The organism is Pseudofrankia coriaricola, from assembly GCF_001854805.1.
In the GTDB taxonomy this organism is placed as follows: domain Bacteria; phylum Actinomycetota; class Actinomycetes; order Frankiales; family Frankiaceae; genus Pseudofrankia.
The window spans coordinates 1-18,436 of record NZ_MBLO01000045.1 but is presented as its reverse complement, the minus strand read 5'-3'; the positions used below and the strand labels follow the sequence as shown (position 1 = coordinate 18,436).

Below are 18,436 nucleotides of genomic sequence, written 5' to 3'. Positions count from 1 at the left end.
CGTCGTAGCGGTACCGCGTTGTAGCTCGGCCCCGCCCCAGGTCGGTGGGACTGCCGGACGACCAGTCCCTGCGGTGCCGGCACCTTCGGTAACGCACCGTCGCCGTGTCGTCGCGAGGCGCGTACGACCGTTTGAGGTGCGTACCACCCCCTTCGGCAGGGCACTCGCCACCTGACGTGCCGGCCCGCCGGGCGGCGTACGAGGATCCCTGGCCTGGAAAAATAGTCGAGCACTAAATAGTCGATGACTATTGACCCTGCTGGTGACGCACACCATACTTCCGAGACCAATGCAGGCTGCCGCCAACCAAGGGGGTCACAAGTGGCGTTGAAAAAATCCCGATCTTGTAGGCGTATCGCTCTCACGGGCGTTGTGGCTGCGCTCGTGCTCTCTGCGTGTGGCGGAGGCGGCAGTGCGGTCGACTCTGCGACGGGGAACCCCTTAGCGAGTGACCTGCCCCCGGCCGGCGCGGGCCCCACGCCGACCGGGACGCCCATCACGATCGGTCTGATCGCCTCCAGCACCGGCGCCTTCTCAGAGACCTATGCGCCGGCCGGCCCGGTCTCCCAGGCTTGGGCCGACATGGTCAACAAGGAGCTGGGCGGCATCAACGGGCACCCGGTCACCGTCAAGGTGTACGACGACCAGCTCCAGGCCGACAAAGCGGCCGCGGCCGCGCGCGAGGCGGTCGAGCAGGACGGGGTGGTCGCGATCGCGATCGAAAGCTCCGTCGCCGGACCAGCCATCGCTGACTACCTCGACTCCAAGGGCGTCCCGATCATCGGCGGCGTCAACTTCGCCCGGAGCGCGGAGAACTCCCCGAGCACGTGGTTCGGCACGGACATCCAGGCGCCCCAGATCCTGCAGACGACCGCGAACGTGGCCAAGGACGCCGGTCTCCACTCGACCGTAGGCGTCGTCTGCTCTGAGGTCCCCGAATGCGCGGCGATCGGCAAAGTCCAGCAGGCCTATGCACCCAAGGTCGGCATCGACTACAAGGGCACGGTCACAATGGCCGCGGACGACACCAGTGCCACCGCCCAGTGCCTGCAAATCGTCAACGAGAAGCCGGGCGGGATCGCCGGGTACGTCACCTCCAACCCGCTGTCCAAGCTCCTGGTGGAGTGTCGTACGCAGGGCTACACCGGGCCGCTGATCCTGGTCTCGACGTACGCCAAGCTCTTCGAGTCGCTTGGCGACACGCCCATGTACGGGATGTCGACCGGCTTCCCGTGGTTCGCCGACGCCGCGCCTGCCAAGCAGTTCCGTGACGCGGTGCAGCGCTACGGCCACGGTGTGGACTATCGCGGGTACGTCCAGACGACGACGTGGTCGACTCTGGAGTTGTTCCGCAAGGCCATGCAGAAGGATCCCGCGTCGAGCGCCGATGTCACGAGCGCCAGCGTGCTGGGCGCCTACCGGCAGGTCAAGGACGAGACGCTCGACGGTCTGCTTCCGCAGCCGCTGACCTTCACCAAGGACGGGCCCAGCCCAGCGATCAGCTGCTTCTGGACCATCGAGCGCGACTCCAAGGGCGAATTCAAGCGGGTCGCCTTCGAGGGCAAGTCCGGCAACGGCGCCAAGGGTGACCTGGCCTCGGAGTGCGTCCAGAGCTGATGTTGCCGACAGCGTGGCGTCGCGGCCAGTTGACCTCCCGGCTGGCCAGGAGCGGTCGAGACGTCACGCTGTCGGGTCGGTTGGCAGAAAGACCGCCCAGCGAGAGTCTCGCCGAGTCTTTGCCCCCTAGCTTGATTGCGTGGTCGTCAGGTGTTACAAATCCTTCCCTTCGTCGTCGCCGGGATCGTTACTGGTGCCATCTACGGATTGGCAGCAACCGGGTTGGTTCTGACGTACAAGACGGCAGGCATCCTCAACTTCGGGCACGGGGCGATCGCTACCTTCGGCGCGTACGTCTTCTACTACTTCTACGTCCAGCAACAGGCCAGTTGGATCGTCGCCGCGGTGGTCGCGGTCCTGGTAGCCGGCCCGGTCGCCGGACTCGTGATGGAATTCGTCGCTCGACGGCTCTCCCATCAGCGCACCGCGTGGAAGATTGTCGGTACCGCGGGCTTGATCCTGCTGATGCAGGGCGCCGGCACGCTGAAATACGGTCCCGACACCAGGCCCGTCCGTCAGTACCTCCCCAGCGGCAACGAGATGTTCCGGCTGTTCGACGTCAATGTCCGCTACAGCCAGGTAACCGTCCTCGTCGCAGCCACGCTGGTCGTCCTCGCTTTGACGGTCCTGTTCAAGAAGACCAGGCTCGGCCTGACGATGCGTGCCGTGGTCGAGGACCCGAACCTCGCGGACGTCCAAGGGGTCAGTCCCGTCCGGGTGCGCCGCGTGTCGTGGGTCCTCGGCTGCACGATCGCCTCCATGTCCGGCGTGCTGATCCTGCCGTTCCTTGGTCTGGACCCGATCCTGCTGACGTTCCTCGTGGTCCAGAGCTTCGCGGCGGCCGCGGTCGGCCGGTTCGCCTCGATCTCGATGACCTTCGTCGGTGGCATCCTGGTGGGAGTCGGTGAAGCGGTCATCTCCCGGTACGAGCTGACGTACCCTGCCCTCCTGGGGATGTCGAAGGCGCTGCCCTTCGTGGTGCTCATCGGCGCGATGCTGCTCCTCCCCAAGCGCACCTTGCTGCCGCCTTCCACCTTCGAGCATCGCCCGGCGCTGCTCTGGCACGGCCCGCGCTCGCTTCGTTTCGCCGCGTACGTGGTGGTGTTCGGCGCTCTCGCGTCCGTGCCGCTTTGGGCGCCCGGGTACAAGTTGACGCCGTACTGGACCGGCGCGCTGACGATGGCGATGATGATCCTGGCCCTGGGGCTGCTGGTGCGGACCGCGGGCATTGTCTCGCTCTGCAGTGCGGCCTTCGCCGCCATCGGTGCCGTCGCCTTCTCCCAGCTGCAGCTAGAGGCCGGCTTCCCATGGATACTCGCGATCCTTGCCGCGGGTCTGATCGCCGTCCCGGTCGGAGCCCTGGTGGCCATACCAGCCATCCGGCTCTCGGGATTGTTCCTCGCCCTGGCGACCCTCGGGTTCGGGCTGCTGGTCGAGCGCCTGCTGTACCGCCGAGGTTGGATGTTCACCACGCTCGCGGCCGGGCGCTCGATGCCGCGGCCGAGCTGGGCGCAGTCCGACGTCGCCTACTACTACGTGGTCATGGCGTTCCTCCTTGCGACGGTCGTCCTCGTCGGCGTGATCCATCGCGCGAGGCTCGGTCGGCTGCTCTGGGCACTGAGCGACTCGGCGAAGGCCGTGTCGACGCTGGGAGTGGACGTGCGGGTCACCAGGGTGATCGTGTTTTGCACCAGCGCCTTCATCGCCGCAGTGGCCGGGGCCCTGTACGGCGCGATGCTCGGCAGCGTCGGACCGACCAACTCCTACTTCACATCGTTCAACTCCGTCGTCCTACTGGCGATCCTGGCCCTGGCTCCCTTCCGGGTGCCGTGGTACGGGCTGTTCGCCGGCATCACAGCTGTGATCCCCGGCTACTTGCCGGGTGAGAACACCACGAGCGTCATGAACGTCCTGTTCGGGTTCTTCGCGGTGCTCGTCGCGACTCAGGGCGGGCCGGCTCCCATGCCGAAGCGCCTGCAGGAATTCTTCGAGTCGAAGTTCGGTCGGGCTGGCCGTCGGTCGGCCCACCCGTCGTCGACGGGCCCCCGCGTCGAGCGGACCAAGACGCCGCCCGCCCGGCTCGCTCCCGGCTCCAGCGCGCTGACGGTCGAGCACCTGACCATCCGGTTCGGTGGGCTGGTGGCAGTCAACGACGTCTCGCTGAAGGCCAAAGCAGCGCAGATCACCGGACTGATCGGGCCCAACGGCGCCGGTAAGACCACGACGTTCAACGCCTGCAGTGGTTTCGACCGGCCGTCGAAGGGCACCGTCAAGCTCCACGACCGCGACATCACCCACCGTTCGCCGAGTGCGCGGGCGAGGCTGGGGCTCGGCCGGACGTTCCAAGTGATGGAGCTCTGCGATTCACTCACGGTGGCCGACAACGTCGGTATTGGTTGGGAGGCGAGCCGCGCGGGCGCCGCGCCCTGGCGGCAGCTGATCGCGGGACGGCACGAACTGAGCAGTCGCGACGCCGCCGTGCAGGAGGCCATGGAACTCTGCGAGGTCACCGATGTCGCCGGCGTTCAGGCGGGCAGCCTGTCGACCGGCCAACGCCGCCTCGTCGAGCTCGCCCGGTGTCTTGCAGGGCCGTTCGACACCCTGCTCCTCGACGAACCGTCGAGCGGGCTAGGCGTCGAGGAAACCAGGCGGTTCGCGGCGATCTTGCGGGAGGTGGTGCGAGAGCGGGGCTGCGGCATCTTGCTCGTCGAGCACGACATGTCGCTTGTAATGGGGCTTTGCGACTACATCTACGTCCTCGACTTCGGGCAGCTCGTCTTCGAGGGGACTCCCTCGGAGGTGGCCCAGAGCCGCGAAGTGCAGGCCGCCTACCTGGGCGCCGAGCAGACGGGAACCCGCGAGCGCCCGCAGGTAGGGTCAGCCGCCCCCATCCAGGTCAGCGCCGGAGGAACGGCATGAACGCCGCACCGACCCCACCCGCGACCCGGTCTCCGCAGCCGATGGCCGGCACACCGGCGCTCGAAGTCAAGGACCTCGCGGCCGGCTATGACCGGACGGAGGTGCTGCGGGGAGTCTCGATGCAGGTTCCCGCCGGGTCGGTCGTTGCGCTTGTCGGCCCGAACGGTGGAGGTAAGTCGACGCTGCTCAACACGATCGCGGGCCTGATCCGCCCGACCCGCGGCACAATCTCCCTTTACGACAGCGACATCACAACCCTGGCACCGTATAGGCGGACCAAGATGGGCCTGTGCCACATCGGCGAGGGCAGGGCTGTCTTCAAACGCCTGACCGTGCGCGAGAACCTGATCATGCAAGCTGAGAAGGGACGCGAACGTGAAGCGGCCGACCTGGCCACCACGGTGTTCCCGCGCCTGGGCGAGCGGATGGAGCAGTTGGCAGGCACGATGAGCGGTGGCGAGCAACAGATGCTGGCCATGGCCCGCGCCTATGTGCGGAAGCCGCAGCTCGTGCTGTTGGACGAACCGTCGCTCGGTCTGGCGCCCATCGTCACCGACGCGATCTTCCAGTTCCTCGAGAACGAGCTGGTGGCAGGACGTGGTGTCTCGGTGCTGGTCGTCGACCAGTTGGTACACCGGGTGCTCGACATCGCCCAGCACGCCTTCGTCCTGAGGCGAGGCGAGCTGGCGTTTGCCGGTCCGTCGGCCGAGCTGCGCGCCAGCGACCTGTTCGCGCACTACCTGTCGGCAGGATCAGCAAGCTGAGCCAGCCTCCGCTGCGACGCCGGGACGGACCGCCTGCACGGCGCACCCGAGGCGGTCCGTCCCGTCCGCTCCTCCTTGACTGTCAGCGGGCGGGCGCCTCGAGGATGTGGACGGCGCAGGCGGAGGCGAGTCCGATGACGTGGGTGAGCCCGACGCGGGCCCCCTCGACCTGGCGGTCACCGGCCTCGCCGCGTAGGTGGGTGACTACCTCGAAGAGGTTCGCCACGCCGGTCGCGCCGAGCGGGTGGCCCTTGGAGAGCAGTCCTCCAGAGACGTTGACGGGGGTGTCGCCGTCTCGCCAGGGGCGACCGGAGTCGATGAAGTCCCCGGCTCCGCCGGGTTCGCAGAGCCGGAGGTTGTCGTAGTGCAGCAGTTCCGCGGTGGCGAAGCAGTCGTGCAGCTCCACGATGTCGAGGTCGGCCGGGCCGAGGCCCGCCGTCTCGTACGCTGCGTCGGCGGCCATCCGGGTAAGCGTGTTCACGTCCGGCTGCACCTGGTCGGACTCGGTCCAGGGGTCCGACGTCATGATCGAGGCTGAGATCTTGACAGCGCGCCGGCGGACGTCGGGGTCGAGAGTGCGGAGCTTCTGGTCGGACACGAGGACCACGGCCGCCGCCCCGTCGCCGGTGGGGCAGCACATGGGCAGCGTGTTGGGGTAGGAGATCATCTCGGCGGAGACGATCTCGTCGAGTGAGAACTCCTTGCGATACTGAGCCAGGGGGTTGAGCACCGAGTGCGCGTGGTTCTTCTGGGCGACCTTCGCGAACTGTGTCGCGGTCACCCCGTTCGCCAGGGCGTACTCGGTGCCGGCTTGGGCGAAGACACCCGGCATGAGCCCGGTGCCCAACAGGCCTTCGGACTTCATTACCGCGCCGTACCGGCCGCGCGGCCCGTAGACCTTCTTCTCGGCGCGCGCGGCCGCCGCGCCGCCGATCATGCCCATCTTGCCCATCTTCTCGACGCCGACGGCCAGACCGACCTCAGTCTCGCCAGCAGCGACGGCGAGCATCGCGATCCGGACCGCGCTCGCTCCGGTCGCGCAGGCATTGACCACGTTGTAGACCGGGATGCCGGTCTGGCCGATCTGCTTTTGGAGCCGTTGACCGTTGTGGGAGTTGGCCTCGTAGACGTTGCCCAGCGCGAGGATCCCGATATTGGCCATGGTCATGTCGGCGTCGCGCAGGGCGTCCAGCGTCGCATCGGCTGCGAGGTCGACGAGATCCTTGTCCGCGAACCGACCGAACGGCGTCATGCTCGCGCCGACGATCCAGATGTCACCCGCGCTCATGCCGGCTGCGCCTCTCTGTCGGACCGCGGTCGGTACCCGAACGCGATGGCCTCGGTGCCCTCGTCGTCGGTGCCCGCGACGAAGGTCGCGAGCTCGACGGGCATCCCGGGAGTGATCGCGTCTGGGTCGTCGACTCCCAGCAGGTTCGCCTTCACGACCCCGCCGCCCTCGAGATCGACGACCACCGACACGAACGGACGCTTGATCCGACCGACGATGGTGAAGGCCCGTACCCTTCCTCGGTTGGCGAGGTGGGTGGTGTCGAAGTCCGTGGCGAAGCACTTGGCGCACGCGTTGCGGCGGTCGAAGTACAGGGCACCGCACGACCGACAGGCATGGCTCGTCAGGTGAGGATCGTCGCCGAGGGCGAGGTACTCGACTACAGGGATCTGTCTCGGCATCGTGGCCTTCCGGTCTGGAAACGGGAGCCTGCAACATCCGTTCGAGTGGCATCGGATCGCTCGACTACTGGATGATATAGCACTAGACTACATGGCGGAAGGCGTAGATGACCTAGTCGGGTGCGAGGACTGCACCACAGCGCGCACGGACCGCACAATGATCTGTTGGCCACGGCAAAGGAGCTTCCTCGGTGAGCACCGAAAACTCGTCACTTCCGACCTCGACGTCCGAGGCACGTATGCCGGAGGCTGTCATTGGCGAGGAAATGATGGAGTCGATGCGGGCGAAGATTGGGGTGGACCTGCGTATCGGTCATTCGGTGAACAACGAGGAAGCCACGCGGATCGCGGTCGCGAAGTTCGCCGGCGGCATAGGGGACGTCAACGAGCTCTGGACCGACGCCGAGCGCGGTCGGGCCTCGGACTACGGCGCGCCGGTAGCGCCGCCGTCGTTTGTCATCGGCTGCTTCTCCGGCATTCAGTTCGGCTGGCCGGGTCTGGGCTCCTTCCACTCGGCGACCGACATGGACCTGTTCAGGCCGGTTTACTGGGGTGACACCATCACCGCGAGCTGCCGCTACGACGGTTTCACAGGCCCGCGGCCGTCGTCGTTCGCGCGGCAGATGGTCACCGACCACTTCACGAACTCCTACACCAACCAGCTTGGGGAGACGGTCGCCGAGATCCGCTGGCAGGTCGTGAATTACGAACGGGCCACCGCGCGCAAGAACAACAGCGAGCGCAAGCCCCTGACGATTCCGCACCCGTGGACCTCTGGGGAGATCGAGGAGGTCGAGAAGCAGGTTCTTACGGAGCAGCCGCGTGGTGAGGAGCCCCGCTACTTCGAGGACGTCGAGGTCGGCGACACCGTCTCGCGCCTGACCAAGGGCCCGGTCGGGCTCACCGACGAGGTCGCGTTCATCGCCGGGGGCGGCACCCCGATCCCCCGGCTGAAGGCGCACGCGGCGTCGCTTGTCGACTACGCAGCTCACCCTGCATGGTCTTTTCGTGACCCCACGACCGGTGCGCAGGAGCCGATCTACGCGGTGCACTACAACCGGGCGGCCGCCAATGCGATGGGCGTCGCGTTCCAGTATGACGTGGGCTTCCAGCGTCAGTGCTGGCAAATCCAGCTGATGACTCACTGGGTGGGTGACGCTGGCTGGGTGAAGCACTTGGATTCGCAGTACCGGGGCTTTGTCTACCTCTCCGATGTGATCGAGCTCGGCGGCGAAGTGGTCGGCAAGGAGGTGTCGGAGGACGGCGAGTCCCTCGTCCACGTCACGACCTTCGCGCGCAACCAGCGCGGCGAGGACGTCATGCCTGGCAAGGCCACCGTCGGCCTGCCGTCACGCACATCCGCCACAACCCCGGCCGCCCGCAGAGCGCGCAGCCGGTTCTGAGCCGGACCGCGCGCAGTGTCCACCTCGTCGTCGAACGGAACCACTCATGACCTACGTCTGGCGCCCCGGCCGCGACTATCTGGAGAACAGCAACGTCGCACGGCTGATGCGCCGGCTCGGCGTAGCGACGGCCGACGAGCTGCGCGCCCGGTCGGTGGCCGACATCGGTGCCTTCTGGGGCGAGGTGGTCGACGACCTGCAGCTGACGTTCCGGACGCCGTACAGCCAGGTGGTCGACCAGAGCCGGGGCATCGCGTGGCCCGAATGGTTCGTCGGCGCCGGGTTCAACGCGGCCGACGCCTGCCTCGGTGCGTGGGCGGACCGCTCCCCGGACGTCAGGGCGGTGGTGCACGAGTCCGAGGATGGGCGGGTCCGAACGCTCACCTACTGTGAACTCGCCGACCACGTGGCCCGGCTGCGAGGTGCGCTCCGGGCCCGGGGCGTCCGCAAGGGCGACGCGGTGGCCATCTACCTGCCGATGACGCCCGAGGCCGTAGTGGCGACGTACGCCGTCGCGAGCCTGGGCGCGATTCTCGTCCCGTTGTTCTCGGGCTTCGCGCCGCTAGCCGTGGCGCGCCGTCTGCGGGACGCGCGGGCGAAGGTGGTGATCACCGCGGACGGCACGGTGCGCCGCTCCAGGGAGACGGCGATGCTCCCAATGCTGCGGACCGCCCTCGGATCGTCTCCAAGCGTGGAGACGGTGGTAGTGGTCGGCAACCTCGGGCGGCCGCTCGAGCTCGTCGACGGCGAGATCGCCTGGTACGAGGCGCTGGCCGGCGATCTGGATCCCGTGGTCGAGTCCACGGCGGCCGGCGACGTGTTGCTACTGGCCTACACCTCGGGCACCACTGGACGGCCGAAGGGAGCAGTGCACACGCACGCGGGCTTTGTGACGAAGACGGCCTCCGAGGTCGCCTACGGCTTCGACCTGGGTTCGGGACGCACCTTCTGCTGGATCACCGACATGGGCTGGATCATGGGCCCGCTCTCGATCTTCGGTACGCACGGCACCGGGGGCACCCTTCTGCTCTACGAAGGCTCGCCCGACATGCCGGACACGCAGCGGCTCTGGAACCTCGTCGAGCGGCACCAGGTCTCGATGCTGGGCGTGAGCCCGACCCTGGTCCGGGCACTCCGGGCCGACGGCGGCGTGGCGCGTCACGACCTCGGTAGCGTGCGTGTCCTTGGCTCCACCGGAGAGCCGTGGGATCCCGAGTCCTACCAGTGGCTCGCACGCGACGTCTTCGACGGCCGGGTGCCGGTCATCAACTTCTCCGGTGGCACCGAGGTCGGGGGCTCGTTCCTCTGTCCCTACCCGGTCGAGGAGATCCGAAGCTGCTCGCTCGGCGGTCCTGCGCTCGGGATGGACGTTGACGTGGTCGACGACCAGGGGGAGTCGGTCCGAGGCGTGATCGGCGAGCTCGTCTGTCGCCAGCCCTGGCCCTCGATGACCAGGGGCATCTGGCAGGACGCCGACGGCTCGCGTTACCACGAGGCCTACTGGTCGACCTTCGATGGCCTGTGGCGGCACGGCGACTTCGCGCTCGTTGACGAGGACGGTAGCTGGTTCGTCCTGGGCCGCTCCGACGACGTGATGAATGTGGCGGGCAAACGCGTTGCGCCGGGCGAGATCGAGTCGGTCGTCGCCGCGGACCCCGACGTGGCGGAGTGCGCGGTCGTCGGCATCCCGGACCCGAGCAAGGGCGAGGCGGTGTGGGTCTTCTACGTCGCCGCGCGCGACGCCGCTGCGGAGCCCGACGTGGCGAGCCGCGTGCGCGGCCTGGTGGCCGGTGGTGTGGGGAAGCCCTTCACGCCAAGCCAGGTGCTCCGGGTCGAGCGGCTACCGAAGACGCGCTCGGCGAAGATCCTGCGGCGGGCAATCCGCGCGGCCGTCCTCGGCACCGATCCGGGCGACTTGTCGAGCGCCGAGAACCCGCAGGCCGTGGACGAGATCCGCGGCCTCGTCGACAAGCTGCGCTGATCAGGAGGTGTGATGACCAGCTACCCCAACGCGACCGACGGAGAGACCCGACGCGTGCACATCCGCGAGGTCGGACCTCGCGACGGGTTCCAGAGCGAGCCGGAGAGGATCCCGACCCCGGACAAGATCCGGCTCGTCAACGCCCTGGGACGCGCAGGCTTCAAGCGGATCGAGGTGGCCAGCTTCGTCAGGCCCGACGTCATCCCGCAGCTCGCGGACGGGGCCGAAGTGCTGCGCGGCATCGACGTGCCCGGCGACGTCGCCCGGATGGTGCTCGTCCCCAACAGTCGCGGTCTCGACAACGCGCTGCGTGAACGTGAGTTCTTCGAGGAAGCGGCGCTGTTCGTCTCCGCGTCCCAGACGCACAACAAGCGCAACATCAACCGCACGGTCGAGGAGACCGTGGCCGGCGTCCAGGTCATGGGAAAGCGGATTCTGGCCGAGGGTCTCAGGCTGTGCGCGATAATCGCGACCTCGTTCGGCTGTCCGTTCGAGGGCAAGGTCGAGATGAGTCGGGTGCTGGATCTCGCCGAGAGGTTCGCGGAGGCCGGGGCCACCGAGATCGGCTTCGGCGACACCACTGGCATGTGCAACCCGGCGTACGCTTCGCGCTTCTTTACGGCGGCCATCGAGCGGCTGCCCGGCATCGAGGTCACCGCGCACTTCCACAACACCCGGGGTCAGGGCCTGGCCAACGCCTACGCGGCGTTGGAGGCGGGCTGCACCAGCTTCGAGTCCAGCTTCGGCGAGCTGGGCGGCTGCCCGGTGCCGGCTGGCTCGACGGGCAACATCGCCACCGAGGACCTCGTCTCGATGCTCCACGAGATGGGGGTCGACACCGGTCTCGACCTCGAGCTGATCATCGAGGCTGCTCGTGAGGCCCAGTCCACCCTGGGCCGCCAGCTGACCAGCCACTCGATCGTGGCCGGGCCGGTTAGCTGGTACCCGGCCTGATCACAGGAGAAGCGCGAGGAAAGATGGCGCACCGTACTGCGCCGGGGGCGGCATGAGGGCGGCGGTACTGGACGAGTTCGGCCCCCCGGGAGTGCTCCGGATGGCCGCCGTACCAGATCCTGAGGCCGCACCCGGCTGGTCGGTGGTCCGGCTGAAGGCCGCCGCACTCAACTGGCACGACGTGCTGGTCCGGCAGGGTCGCTACGATTCGCCGCTGCCGCACGTCCCTGGCGCGGACGGTGCCGGTGTGGACGCCGTCACCGGCGACGAGGTGATGGTGGTGCCCTCGTTGTGGTGGGGCGAGGACGTGGCGGCGCCCGGAGCGGGGTGGGAGATCCTCGGAGACCGCCGCAACGGGACCTATGCCGAGCTTGTCCGGGTGCCTCGCGAGTGCGTCGTCCCGAAGCCGGCTGGCCTGTCCTGGGCTGAGGCCGCCGCGCTGCCCCTGGTCGGGCTGACCACCTATCGGGCGCTGTTCACCCGGGCCGCGCTGAAGGAGGGCGAGTCGCTGCTCGTCCTGGGCGCGGGCGGTGGCGTCGCGACCATGGCGGTCTCGCTGGCCTCCGCCGTCGGCGCTCGAGTTGTCGTGACGTCGTCGAGCCAGGAGAAGATCGACCGGGCCCGCGGGCTGGGGGCTGCCGCAGGGGTGCGATACGACCACCCCGGCTGGCCGGAGGACGCGCGGGGACTCGTGGGCGGACGAGGCTTCGACGTCGTCCTCGACTCGGTCGGCACGTGGGAGGACGCGCTGCGTGCCCTGCGCCCCGGTGGGCGGCTGGTCGTGCTCGGTGCGTCGCGAGCCGAGGAAGCTCGCATCGCGGTCCGGCCCTACTACTTCGGCCAGTACTCGCTGCTTGGCACCACGATGGGCAGCCCGCAGGACTTCGCCGGCCTGATGTCCGTGCTCGCCTCGTACAACGTCCCGCCACCGGTCGTCGACCGCGCGTTCCCGCTCGACGAGGTGGTCGCCGCCCACGAACGCCTGGAGAGCGGCGCGGCGTTCGGCCGGCTCGTGCTCGAAATCTAGGAGATCCCGTGCTGCTGCGCCTTCTTCCCTCGTCATGGTCCCGGCCCTGGCATATCGCCGCGTGGGCGTGCTTGACCAGCGTCAGCCACCCTGGTCGCGGACCACGCAGTAGCGGACGACGCCGTAGCTGACCCAGGACCGCGAGAACGCCACGCGAGTCTCGGTGGACGCGATCTGGAGGCTGTCGAAGCACAGGATCGGCGTGCCCGGGGGGAGGTCGAGGGCCGACGCGACCTCGGCGTCGGCCACGGCTGGCACGAGCGAGGTGACCGTGTAGGCGACGCGGAACTCGGTGCACGCCGCGACGAAGTCGAGGATCGTGCGGGAGGGTACGCGCGCCTCGGCTGGCACGTGGATGTAGGTTTCGGGGATGTACTCGTAGGTGAGGACGGCCGGCACCTCGCCGGCGGTGTACACCCGCCGAATCTCGCAAAGCGGCTCATCAGCCGACACGCCAAGCTCGGCCCCGGCGCCCTCGTGTGTGACCGACGGGATGACCGCGACGGACTCGAGGCGTGGCTCGTGACCGCACTCCTTGATGTGGGCCATGATGTCGCGCTCAGCGGTGATGCTTGTCGTGTCGCGACCGAAGGCAAAATGGTTGATCAACGTTCCGGTACCGTGGCGCCGCCTGATGAGCCCGTCGCGCTGAAGCGCTTGCAGAGCGGTTCGGATCGTAGGCCGGCTCACTCCAAGCTCCGACGCCAGGAGGTCCTCGTTGGGCACTCGCTTCTCACCGTTGGCCGCAAGCTTTCGGACCAGCTCCTCGACCTGAGCAGAGGTGCTTCGCTGACGTGGTTGATGTCTTGCCATACTCGCAGGCCTCGCGGTGTTGTCAGTGACAGGGCTGATGATCGCCAGCAACTAGCCTGGTCACACGCTTGAGGATCAAGTTCCTTCGTGCCCGCTGAACGAGAGTCCCGCACGCGTCACACCCGACTGCCTTCCGGCAACGGATGCCTGTGAGCCACAATCCCACAGGTTCCGTTACCGGACAGGCACCGCGGTGCTGCTAGTGACTAGGCGACCTGCCGGCCGCTCGGCCGGCATGATCCAGAATATCAGTCAGGGCCACCATCTCACGCTGACTCCACCAGCACCGGGCCGGGAGCGAGCACGAAATCAGCTGGTTTCGGCCGCCGACACATGCGCCACATGTCGAGGAGACGCCACGGCTGCTGAAGGATGACGCGACCCTTGGAGTTCCTCCAGAAGTTGTGGGCGCGATCATCGGCCACCCACACCTTGTCCTTCATCGCCTCGTCAAGACGAGCTTGGTAGTCGTCGAACGCCTCCTGCGTGACCTCGATCGACCGGGCACCTTTCTCGAGCATGAACCTGATGCACTCGAAGGAGTAGTGGTTGACCGTCTCTGCCTGGAGGGTATGCGTGCCTCCGTGCCCACCTGCCGTGTTCGGCCCGTTGTTCATGAAGAAGTTCGGGAAGCCTGGAACGGTCCCACCCAGGTACGCGCGGGGGTCGTCCTCGCCCCACACATCCACGAGCTTGACGCCGTCGACGCCGACTACGTCGATGTGCTTCATCCAGTGGAGCACCATTCCGGTGCAGAGAATGATCGTGTCGATCTCGATCTTCTCACCGCTTGTCGTGCGGATGAAGTTCGGCCCGATTGAGTCGATTCCTTCAGCGACGAGCTCGACGTGCGGCAGAGTGAGTGCGTAGTAGAAACCGCCGGGACCGAAGGTCCCTGGGTCACGCAACGGTCGTTTGGTCATGAAAGGGTAATCCGGCGTCACCTTCCGCGCCAGCTCGGAGCGTTCGCCGAAGCACTCGTTGATGTAGTCGAGCGACGCCTGCCGGCTGCGTTCGTTCGCGGCGGAGAACGACATGTCGTGCGTCTTCATCCACTCACGGTCTACGTAGCTCATCTCGTAGAGATCCGCATCGCTCAGCTCCCAGACCGACTTTAGTCTGGTCCACTGCAGGTAAAATGGGAGATTCTGGCGTAGCCAGATCTCGCTGTCCGGCACGATGTCGGACGCCTTGTTGGGCATCAGGTAGTGCGGCTGCCGCTGGAATACGGTGAGTGAGCCCACCTCCGACGCGATCGACGCGACGGTCTGGATCGAGGCAGCACCCGTACCGATCACCGCGACGCGCTTGCCTGCCACGTCGAGGGGACGCCAGTGCGTGGTGTGAACCATGTCGCCCTGGAAGCTGTCCAGGCCCTCGATGTTCGGGATACTCGCCTCGTTGAGAGTGCCGGCCGACGAGATGACGACGTTCGCGCGGACCACGCGGTCGCCGCCTGGGGAGCTCACCGTGAGCTCCCACGTCGCGTCGTCCGGGTTCCACACCATCGCGGACACGGTGGTGCCGAACCGCACGTGCTCAAGAATATTGTGCTTTGCGGCGAAGTCCTCGAGGTACGACCGGTACTCGTCGGACAGCGGGAACTCGCGACCCCAGTCGGGATTGAGTTCGTAGGACATCGAGTACGCCACCGACGGGGTGTCCACGCCACTGCCGGGGTAGCGGTGGGTCTGCCACACACCGCCGACACCGGCGGCCTTCTCGAGGATGGTGTAGTCAAGGCCCAGCGCCGTGGCCCGAACCGCCGCGTCGAGGCCACCCATACCGGCGCCGATGATCGCGATGTGCACGTCCGAGGTCGCCTTCGCGGGCTCGTCCTGAACGAGGTCATTCAGGAACCCGGCCTGCTCGAGAAGGAACTGGCTGTAGGCCGAGTCGATCTTGGCGCCCGAGGCCACGCTGCCCAGCCGAATGAATGTGGTCTTGTCGTCGAAGGGGGTGTAGAGGTTGAGCGGGGTCTGCGCAACGGCCTCGCAGAGAATGTCGGTCAGTTCCGCGCGTACCTGGTTTTCGGCCAACCCGTCCGGCTCAGGGTCTCCCACGGGGTGGTCTCCAGCACCGCCCTCCACGACGAAGAACTGTCCAGCACCGCCTGAGGCGGTGACATGCGCCTCGTACCGATCGAGAAGAGTGAGATCGCCGGTCAGGTGGACGGCGCACACCAGCATACGGGCGGTGTCTGCGACACTGAGGTGCTTGCGCAGGTCGTCAGGGCCGATGTCGGACGGGGCGACGCCTCGGTCCACTGAAGTGCAGATCACTCGTTTCAACGCTCTACCTCCATAGGACTTCCTGTCACCCCGTCCGGAGAGCACACACTGCGGCCGGACTGTCCGGCGATGTGGCCGACACGAAGACCCAGACCCCACGAGGTCGGGCATGGCTTCTGAGGCGGCAAGGTCTGAATCTGCGACGAGGTCCTAGCCTGGTGCGGACGTCTGACGTCTGACGTCTGACGCTAGCAATAGGGTGGGTCACAATTCAACCCTTGACGATCGGGCCACTACGTGGTTAAGTTTTGCGTCCGATACGGCTCGCGGCTGGTGGAGGCAGGGAGCCGGACTCGACTAGCGGCTCGCTCAAGCTGGCGAGTCGAGCGCGCGTCCCTGCCTACGACCACCGCGAGGAGGTGCTCMCCAGCAACCCTCTGCGTGTCGAGGTGCCACGTGTGCCGCACGCCAGATCGACCGAACATCGGGACGGGCGCGAGGTACTTACCCTTCGGGGAGCGCGAGGTGTCCGCTCGCGGGGCCGCCCCCGGTCGTGGTGGCGCGGTTCTCTCGGTCCTTACACCGGACCGGTGACGCCGATGCCCTTGAGGCCGAGGGCCGTGACGACCACGGCGGTGACGATGGGCAGCGCCGCGCTCCAGGACCGGTCGAAGCGGCCTAGATGGGCGACGAGGGAGCGCGAACGGACCAGCAGCAGTCCCAGGCTCATGAGTACCGCGGCCAGTCCGGCACTGAACGAGAGGATCAGGCCGAGTGCCAGAAGGCGGCCGCCCCGTACGTCCGGAACCACGTCGGGCTGGCGCGCGTGACCGAGCAGCGCTGCCGATTCCCACCGCACCCGCAGAAGCGCGGAGAAGGAGGAAACCGTTCCAATGCCGATCGTCGAATATGACTGTGATGCACGTGGCGTGGCTACCATCACTCTCAATGATCCCTCGACGCGTAACTCCCTCAGTAACCAACTGCTCGACGAGCTGATCGGCCTGCTCGAGCAGGTAAAAGCAGATGACTCTGTGCGAGTGGTCGTCTTGAGGTCCGGCGACGAGCAAGTGTTTTCCAGCGGCGGCGACCTCAAGGCGTTTTCCGACGACGTCCCGATGATAAATAAGTATGCCGGGCTGGATCGGTTTCCCCGGGTCTTTCGGCTGCTGGGGCAGCTTGGGCGGCCGAGCATCTGTGCGGCCGGCGGCGACGTCCTCGCCGGCGCGTTCGGCCTCGCGCTCGCCTGCGACCTGATCGTCGCTCGCACGGGCGTTCGGTTTGGGTGTCCCGAGATCAATGTTGGCGTGTTCCCGTTCATGATCTCCGCACTCATCTATCGAAGCGTGCCCCGGGCAAAGGCCAACGAACTCATGATGACCGGCCAACTGATCTCAGCTGAGGAGGCAGAACGGCTACACCTCGTCAACACGGTGGCACCCCCAGACCGGTTCGCCGCCGAGGTCGATGAATGGGCCGGGCTGATCGCATCTCGTTCACCGCTCCTGATGCGGATGGGCAAGAACGCCCTGGACGCAACCAGAGACCAGCCGCTTGATGCTGCCCTGGGCTACCTGCAGGCCCAACTCGCACTCGCCTTCGCCACGGAGGACCTCCAAGAGGGCGTCGCCGCGTTCCGCGCTAGGCGGCAGCCGCGCTGGTCGGGGCGGTAGGCGTTCGGGTTGATCGGGCTCGACCACGCCGGAAGTGTCGGCCTGTCAGCGTCTTTTTCGCCCGGCTCTTGACGCGGTGCCGCGGAAGGGCGGTGTTGCATCGAGCCACCCCTGGCGATCTTGGGCAAAGATATTCCTGCCAGCGGGACCTCCGCTCGCCGAGTTGACTGCCCTCTGGCTGTGGTGCCAGAAGTCAGCCTGGGCCTTTATCGACCTTGAATTCGTGGGGTGAGCTTCGGGTTGTGGGGTAGCCCCGAGGTATGAGGTATGCCGATGGTGGCGGGTTGACGGATGCGGACCGTGCCCGCCGTGAACAGGTCCGTCTGCGGGCCGCGGCGATGTTCGCTGATGGCCTGCCTGCGCCGCAGGTCGCCGTGCGGCTGCGGGTGTCGAGAAAGTCCGCCTACGCCTGGCAACAGACCTGGCGCGCCGGCGGGACGGAGGCGTTGCGGTCGTCCGGGCCGGCGTCGCGTTGCCGGCTGGACGACGAGCAGCTGGCCCGGCTGGACGACGAGCTGGATCGCGGGCCGGCTGTGCACGGCTGGACGGTCGACCAGCGCTGGACCCTGTCCCGGGTCGCGCTGCTGATCGAGGACCTGTTCGGGCAGTCCTACACGCTGACCGGGGTCGCCAAGCTGTTGCACCGGCTGGGCTATTCGGCGCAGCGCCCGACGCGGCGGGCGGTCGAGCGCGACGAGAGGGCGGTCGCGACCTGGCAGCGGGACGGGTGGCCGCGGGTAAAAGAACGGCCGCGGCCCGCGGTGCCTGGATCTGTTTCCTCGACGAGACCGGCCAGTCGCTGAGACCGCCGAAGGGACGGACCTGGGCGCACCGTGGCCGCACCCCGATCGTGGCGGTCTCGGCGCGGCGCTCACCGCGGGTCGCGATCATCGGCCTGCTGTGTCTGCGCCCCGGTCACAGACCCCGGCTGCTCTACCGGCTGCGGGTCCACCGAGGCCGTCGCGGCGAACCCAAAGGGGTCACTCCGTCCGACCTGACCGGGCTGCTGCGCGCCGCGCATCACCAGCTCCCCGGCAAGATCACGGTGGTGTGGGACAACCTGCCCGCCCACCACGCCGCGCTGACCCGCACGTTCGTCGAACACCACGCCGACTGGCTGGACGTGGCCTGGCTACCGGCCTACGCCCCCGAACTCAACCCGGTGGAAAGCCTCTGGGCCTATCTGAAGACCGGGACGCTGGCCAACCTCGCCGCGCACGGCCTGGACCACCTGATCCACGTCATCAGGACCGCGATCAAACGCCTCCAGTACCGCCCTGACCTGCTCGCGGGCTTCCTGACCGGAACCGGCCTACAACTCGAACCCCCACAGCTGGTCACCTCGCGAGTTCAACGTCAGTAAGC

At 67.4% G+C, this 18,436-nt stretch carries 15 protein-coding genes and 1 pseudogene; 10 read left to right on the top strand and 6 right to left on the bottom strand.

The window, feature by feature from the left end; translation table 11 throughout:
• Positions 1-321 precede the first annotated feature (321 nt).
• The 3 genes from BCD48_RS09075 to BCD48_RS09065 all read left to right on the top strand — a co-directional run bounded on the left by BCD48_RS09075 (position 322) and on the right by BCD48_RS09065 (position 5,300).
• Complete coding sequence (locus BCD48_RS09075; protein ID WP_157910456.1) at positions 322-1,617, top strand: ABC transporter substrate-binding protein; 1,296 nt, start codon at positions 322-324, stop codon at positions 1,615-1,617.
• A gap of 150 nt (positions 1,618-1,767) precedes the next feature.
• Positions 1,768-4,536 (top strand): branched-chain amino acid ABC transporter permease/ATP-binding protein, encoded by a 2,769-nt coding sequence (locus BCD48_RS09070; RefSeq protein ID WP_071047876.1) that lies wholly within the window; start codon positions 1,768-1,770, stop codon positions 4,534-4,536.
• Positions 4,533-5,300: an ABC transporter ATP-binding protein gene (locus BCD48_RS09065; protein WP_198543161.1), complete on the top strand. Its 768-nt coding sequence runs from the start codon at positions 4,533-4,535 to the stop codon at positions 5,298-5,300. Before BCD48_RS09070 ends, BCD48_RS09065 begins: the two co-directional genes overlap by 4 nt.
• 82 nt (positions 5,301-5,382) lie before the next feature.
• On the opposite strand, the gene BCD48_RS09060 is transcribed toward BCD48_RS09065, so the two are convergent.
• Together BCD48_RS09060 and BCD48_RS09055 are read right to left on the bottom strand one after the other, a co-directional pair.
• Entirely contained in the window at positions 5,383-6,588 is a 1,206-nt protein-coding gene (locus tag BCD48_RS09060) for a thiolase family protein (protein WP_071047875.1), read from the bottom strand.
• Positions 6,585-6,989 carry a Zn-ribbon domain-containing OB-fold protein gene (locus tag BCD48_RS09055; RefSeq protein WP_071047874.1) on the bottom strand — a complete coding sequence of 135 codons (405 nt, stop codon included), beginning with the start codon at positions 6,987-6,989 and terminating at the stop codon, positions 6,585-6,587. Before BCD48_RS09055 ends, BCD48_RS09060 begins: the two co-directional genes overlap by 4 nt.
• Positions 6,990-7,180: 191 nt before the next feature.
• On the opposite strand from BCD48_RS09055, the gene BCD48_RS09050 reads away from it, so the two are divergent.
• The 4 genes from BCD48_RS09050 to BCD48_RS09035 all read left to right on the top strand — a co-directional run bounded on the left by BCD48_RS09050 (position 7,181) and on the right by BCD48_RS09035 (position 12,354).
• On the top strand, positions 7,181-8,392 hold the full coding sequence (locus tag BCD48_RS09050; protein ID WP_198543160.1) for an FAS1-like dehydratase domain-containing protein: 1,212 nt from the start codon (positions 7,181-7,183) through the stop codon (positions 8,390-8,392).
• 46 nt (positions 8,393-8,438) lie between these two features.
• Positions 8,439-10,373: an AMP-binding protein gene (locus tag BCD48_RS09045; protein ID WP_071047873.1), complete on the top strand. Its 1,935-nt coding sequence runs from the start codon at positions 8,439-8,441 to the stop codon at positions 10,371-10,373.
• A 12-nt stretch (positions 10,374-10,385) separates the two neighbouring features.
• The gene (locus BCD48_RS09040) at positions 10,386-11,327 is read left to right on the top strand and encodes a hydroxymethylglutaryl-CoA lyase (RefSeq protein WP_071047872.1); all 942 of its coding nucleotides are present in this window, start codon (positions 10,386-10,388) and stop codon (positions 11,325-11,327) included.
• 100 nt (positions 11,328-11,427) lie between these two features.
• The gene (locus BCD48_RS09035) at positions 11,428-12,354 is read left to right on the top strand and encodes a zinc-binding dehydrogenase (RefSeq protein WP_241841604.1); all 927 of its coding nucleotides are present in this window, start codon (positions 11,428-11,430) and stop codon (positions 12,352-12,354) included.
• Positions 12,355-12,435: 81 nt separating this feature from the next.
• On the opposite strand, the gene BCD48_RS09030 is transcribed toward BCD48_RS09035, so the two are convergent.
• From BCD48_RS09030 to BCD48_RS09020, 4 genes and pseudogenes are all read right to left on the bottom strand, one after another.
• The gene (locus BCD48_RS09030) at positions 12,436-12,963 is read right to left on the bottom strand and encodes a UTRA domain-containing protein (RefSeq protein WP_241841603.1); all 528 of its coding nucleotides are present in this window, start codon (positions 12,961-12,963) and stop codon (positions 12,436-12,438) included.
• 6 nt (positions 12,964-12,969) lie between these two features.
• Positions 12,970-13,167, bottom strand: a pseudogene (locus BCD48_RS56440) (GntR family transcriptional regulator); the annotation flags it as partial.
• Positions 13,168-13,433: 266 nt separating this feature from the next.
• Positions 13,434-15,449, bottom strand: coding sequence for a flavin-containing monooxygenase (locus tag BCD48_RS09025; protein WP_157910455.1), 2,016 nt, complete (start codon positions 15,447-15,449; stop codon positions 13,434-13,436).
• A 526-nt stretch (positions 15,450-15,975) separates the two neighbouring features.
• The gene (locus BCD48_RS09020; protein ID WP_071047869.1) at positions 15,976-16,257 is read right to left on the bottom strand and encodes a hypothetical protein; all 282 of its coding nucleotides are present in this window, start codon (positions 16,255-16,257) and stop codon (positions 15,976-15,978) included.
• Between the two features lie 34 nt (positions 16,258-16,291).
• On the opposite strand from BCD48_RS09020, the gene BCD48_RS09015 reads away from it, so the two are divergent.
• The 3 genes from BCD48_RS09015 to BCD48_RS09005 all read left to right on the top strand — a co-directional run bounded on the left by BCD48_RS09015 (position 16,292) and on the right by BCD48_RS09005 (position 18,434).
• Positions 16,292-17,071: an enoyl-CoA hydratase/isomerase family protein gene (locus BCD48_RS09015; RefSeq protein ID WP_071047868.1), complete on the top strand. Its 780-nt coding sequence runs from the start codon at positions 16,292-16,294 to the stop codon at positions 17,069-17,071.
• Positions 17,072-17,355: 284 nt separating this feature from the next.
• Complete coding sequence (locus BCD48_RS09010) at positions 17,356-17,874, top strand: winged helix-turn-helix domain-containing protein (RefSeq protein ID WP_241841602.1); 519 nt, start codon at positions 17,356-17,358, stop codon at positions 17,872-17,874.
• The gene (locus tag BCD48_RS09005; RefSeq protein WP_198543159.1) at positions 17,799-18,434 is read left to right on the top strand and encodes a transposase; all 636 of its coding nucleotides are present in this window, start codon (positions 17,799-17,801) and stop codon (positions 18,432-18,434) included. Before BCD48_RS09010 ends, BCD48_RS09005 begins: the two co-directional genes overlap by 76 nt.
• Positions 18,435-18,436 lie beyond the last annotated feature (2 nt).

Excerpts from the sequence above, each read along its gene's own strand:
- BCD48_RS09065 (WP_198543161.1), top strand. The coding sequence starts at position 4,533 with ATGAACGCCGCACCGACCCCACCCGCGACCCGGTCTCCGCAGCCGATG.
- BCD48_RS09060 (WP_071047875.1), bottom strand. The coding sequence starts at position 6,588 with ATGAGCGCGGGTGACATCTGGATCGTCGGCGCGAGCATGACGCCGTTC.
- BCD48_RS09055 (WP_071047874.1), bottom strand. The coding sequence starts at position 6,989 with ATGCCGAGACAGATCCCTGTAGTCGAGTACCTCGCCCTCGGCGACGAT.
- BCD48_RS09045 (WP_071047873.1), top strand. The coding sequence starts at position 8,439 with ATGACCTACGTCTGGCGCCCCGGCCGCGACTATCTGGAGAACAGCAAC.
- BCD48_RS09040 (WP_071047872.1), top strand. The coding sequence starts at position 10,386 with ATGACCAGCTACCCCAACGCGACCGACGGAGAGACCCGACGCGTGCAC.
- BCD48_RS09035 (WP_241841604.1), top strand. The coding sequence starts at position 11,428 with ATGGCCGCCGTACCAGATCCTGAGGCCGCACCCGGCTGGTCGGTGGTC.
- BCD48_RS09015 (WP_071047868.1), top strand. The coding sequence starts at position 16,292 with ATGCCGATCGTCGAATATGACTGTGATGCACGTGGCGTGGCTACCATC.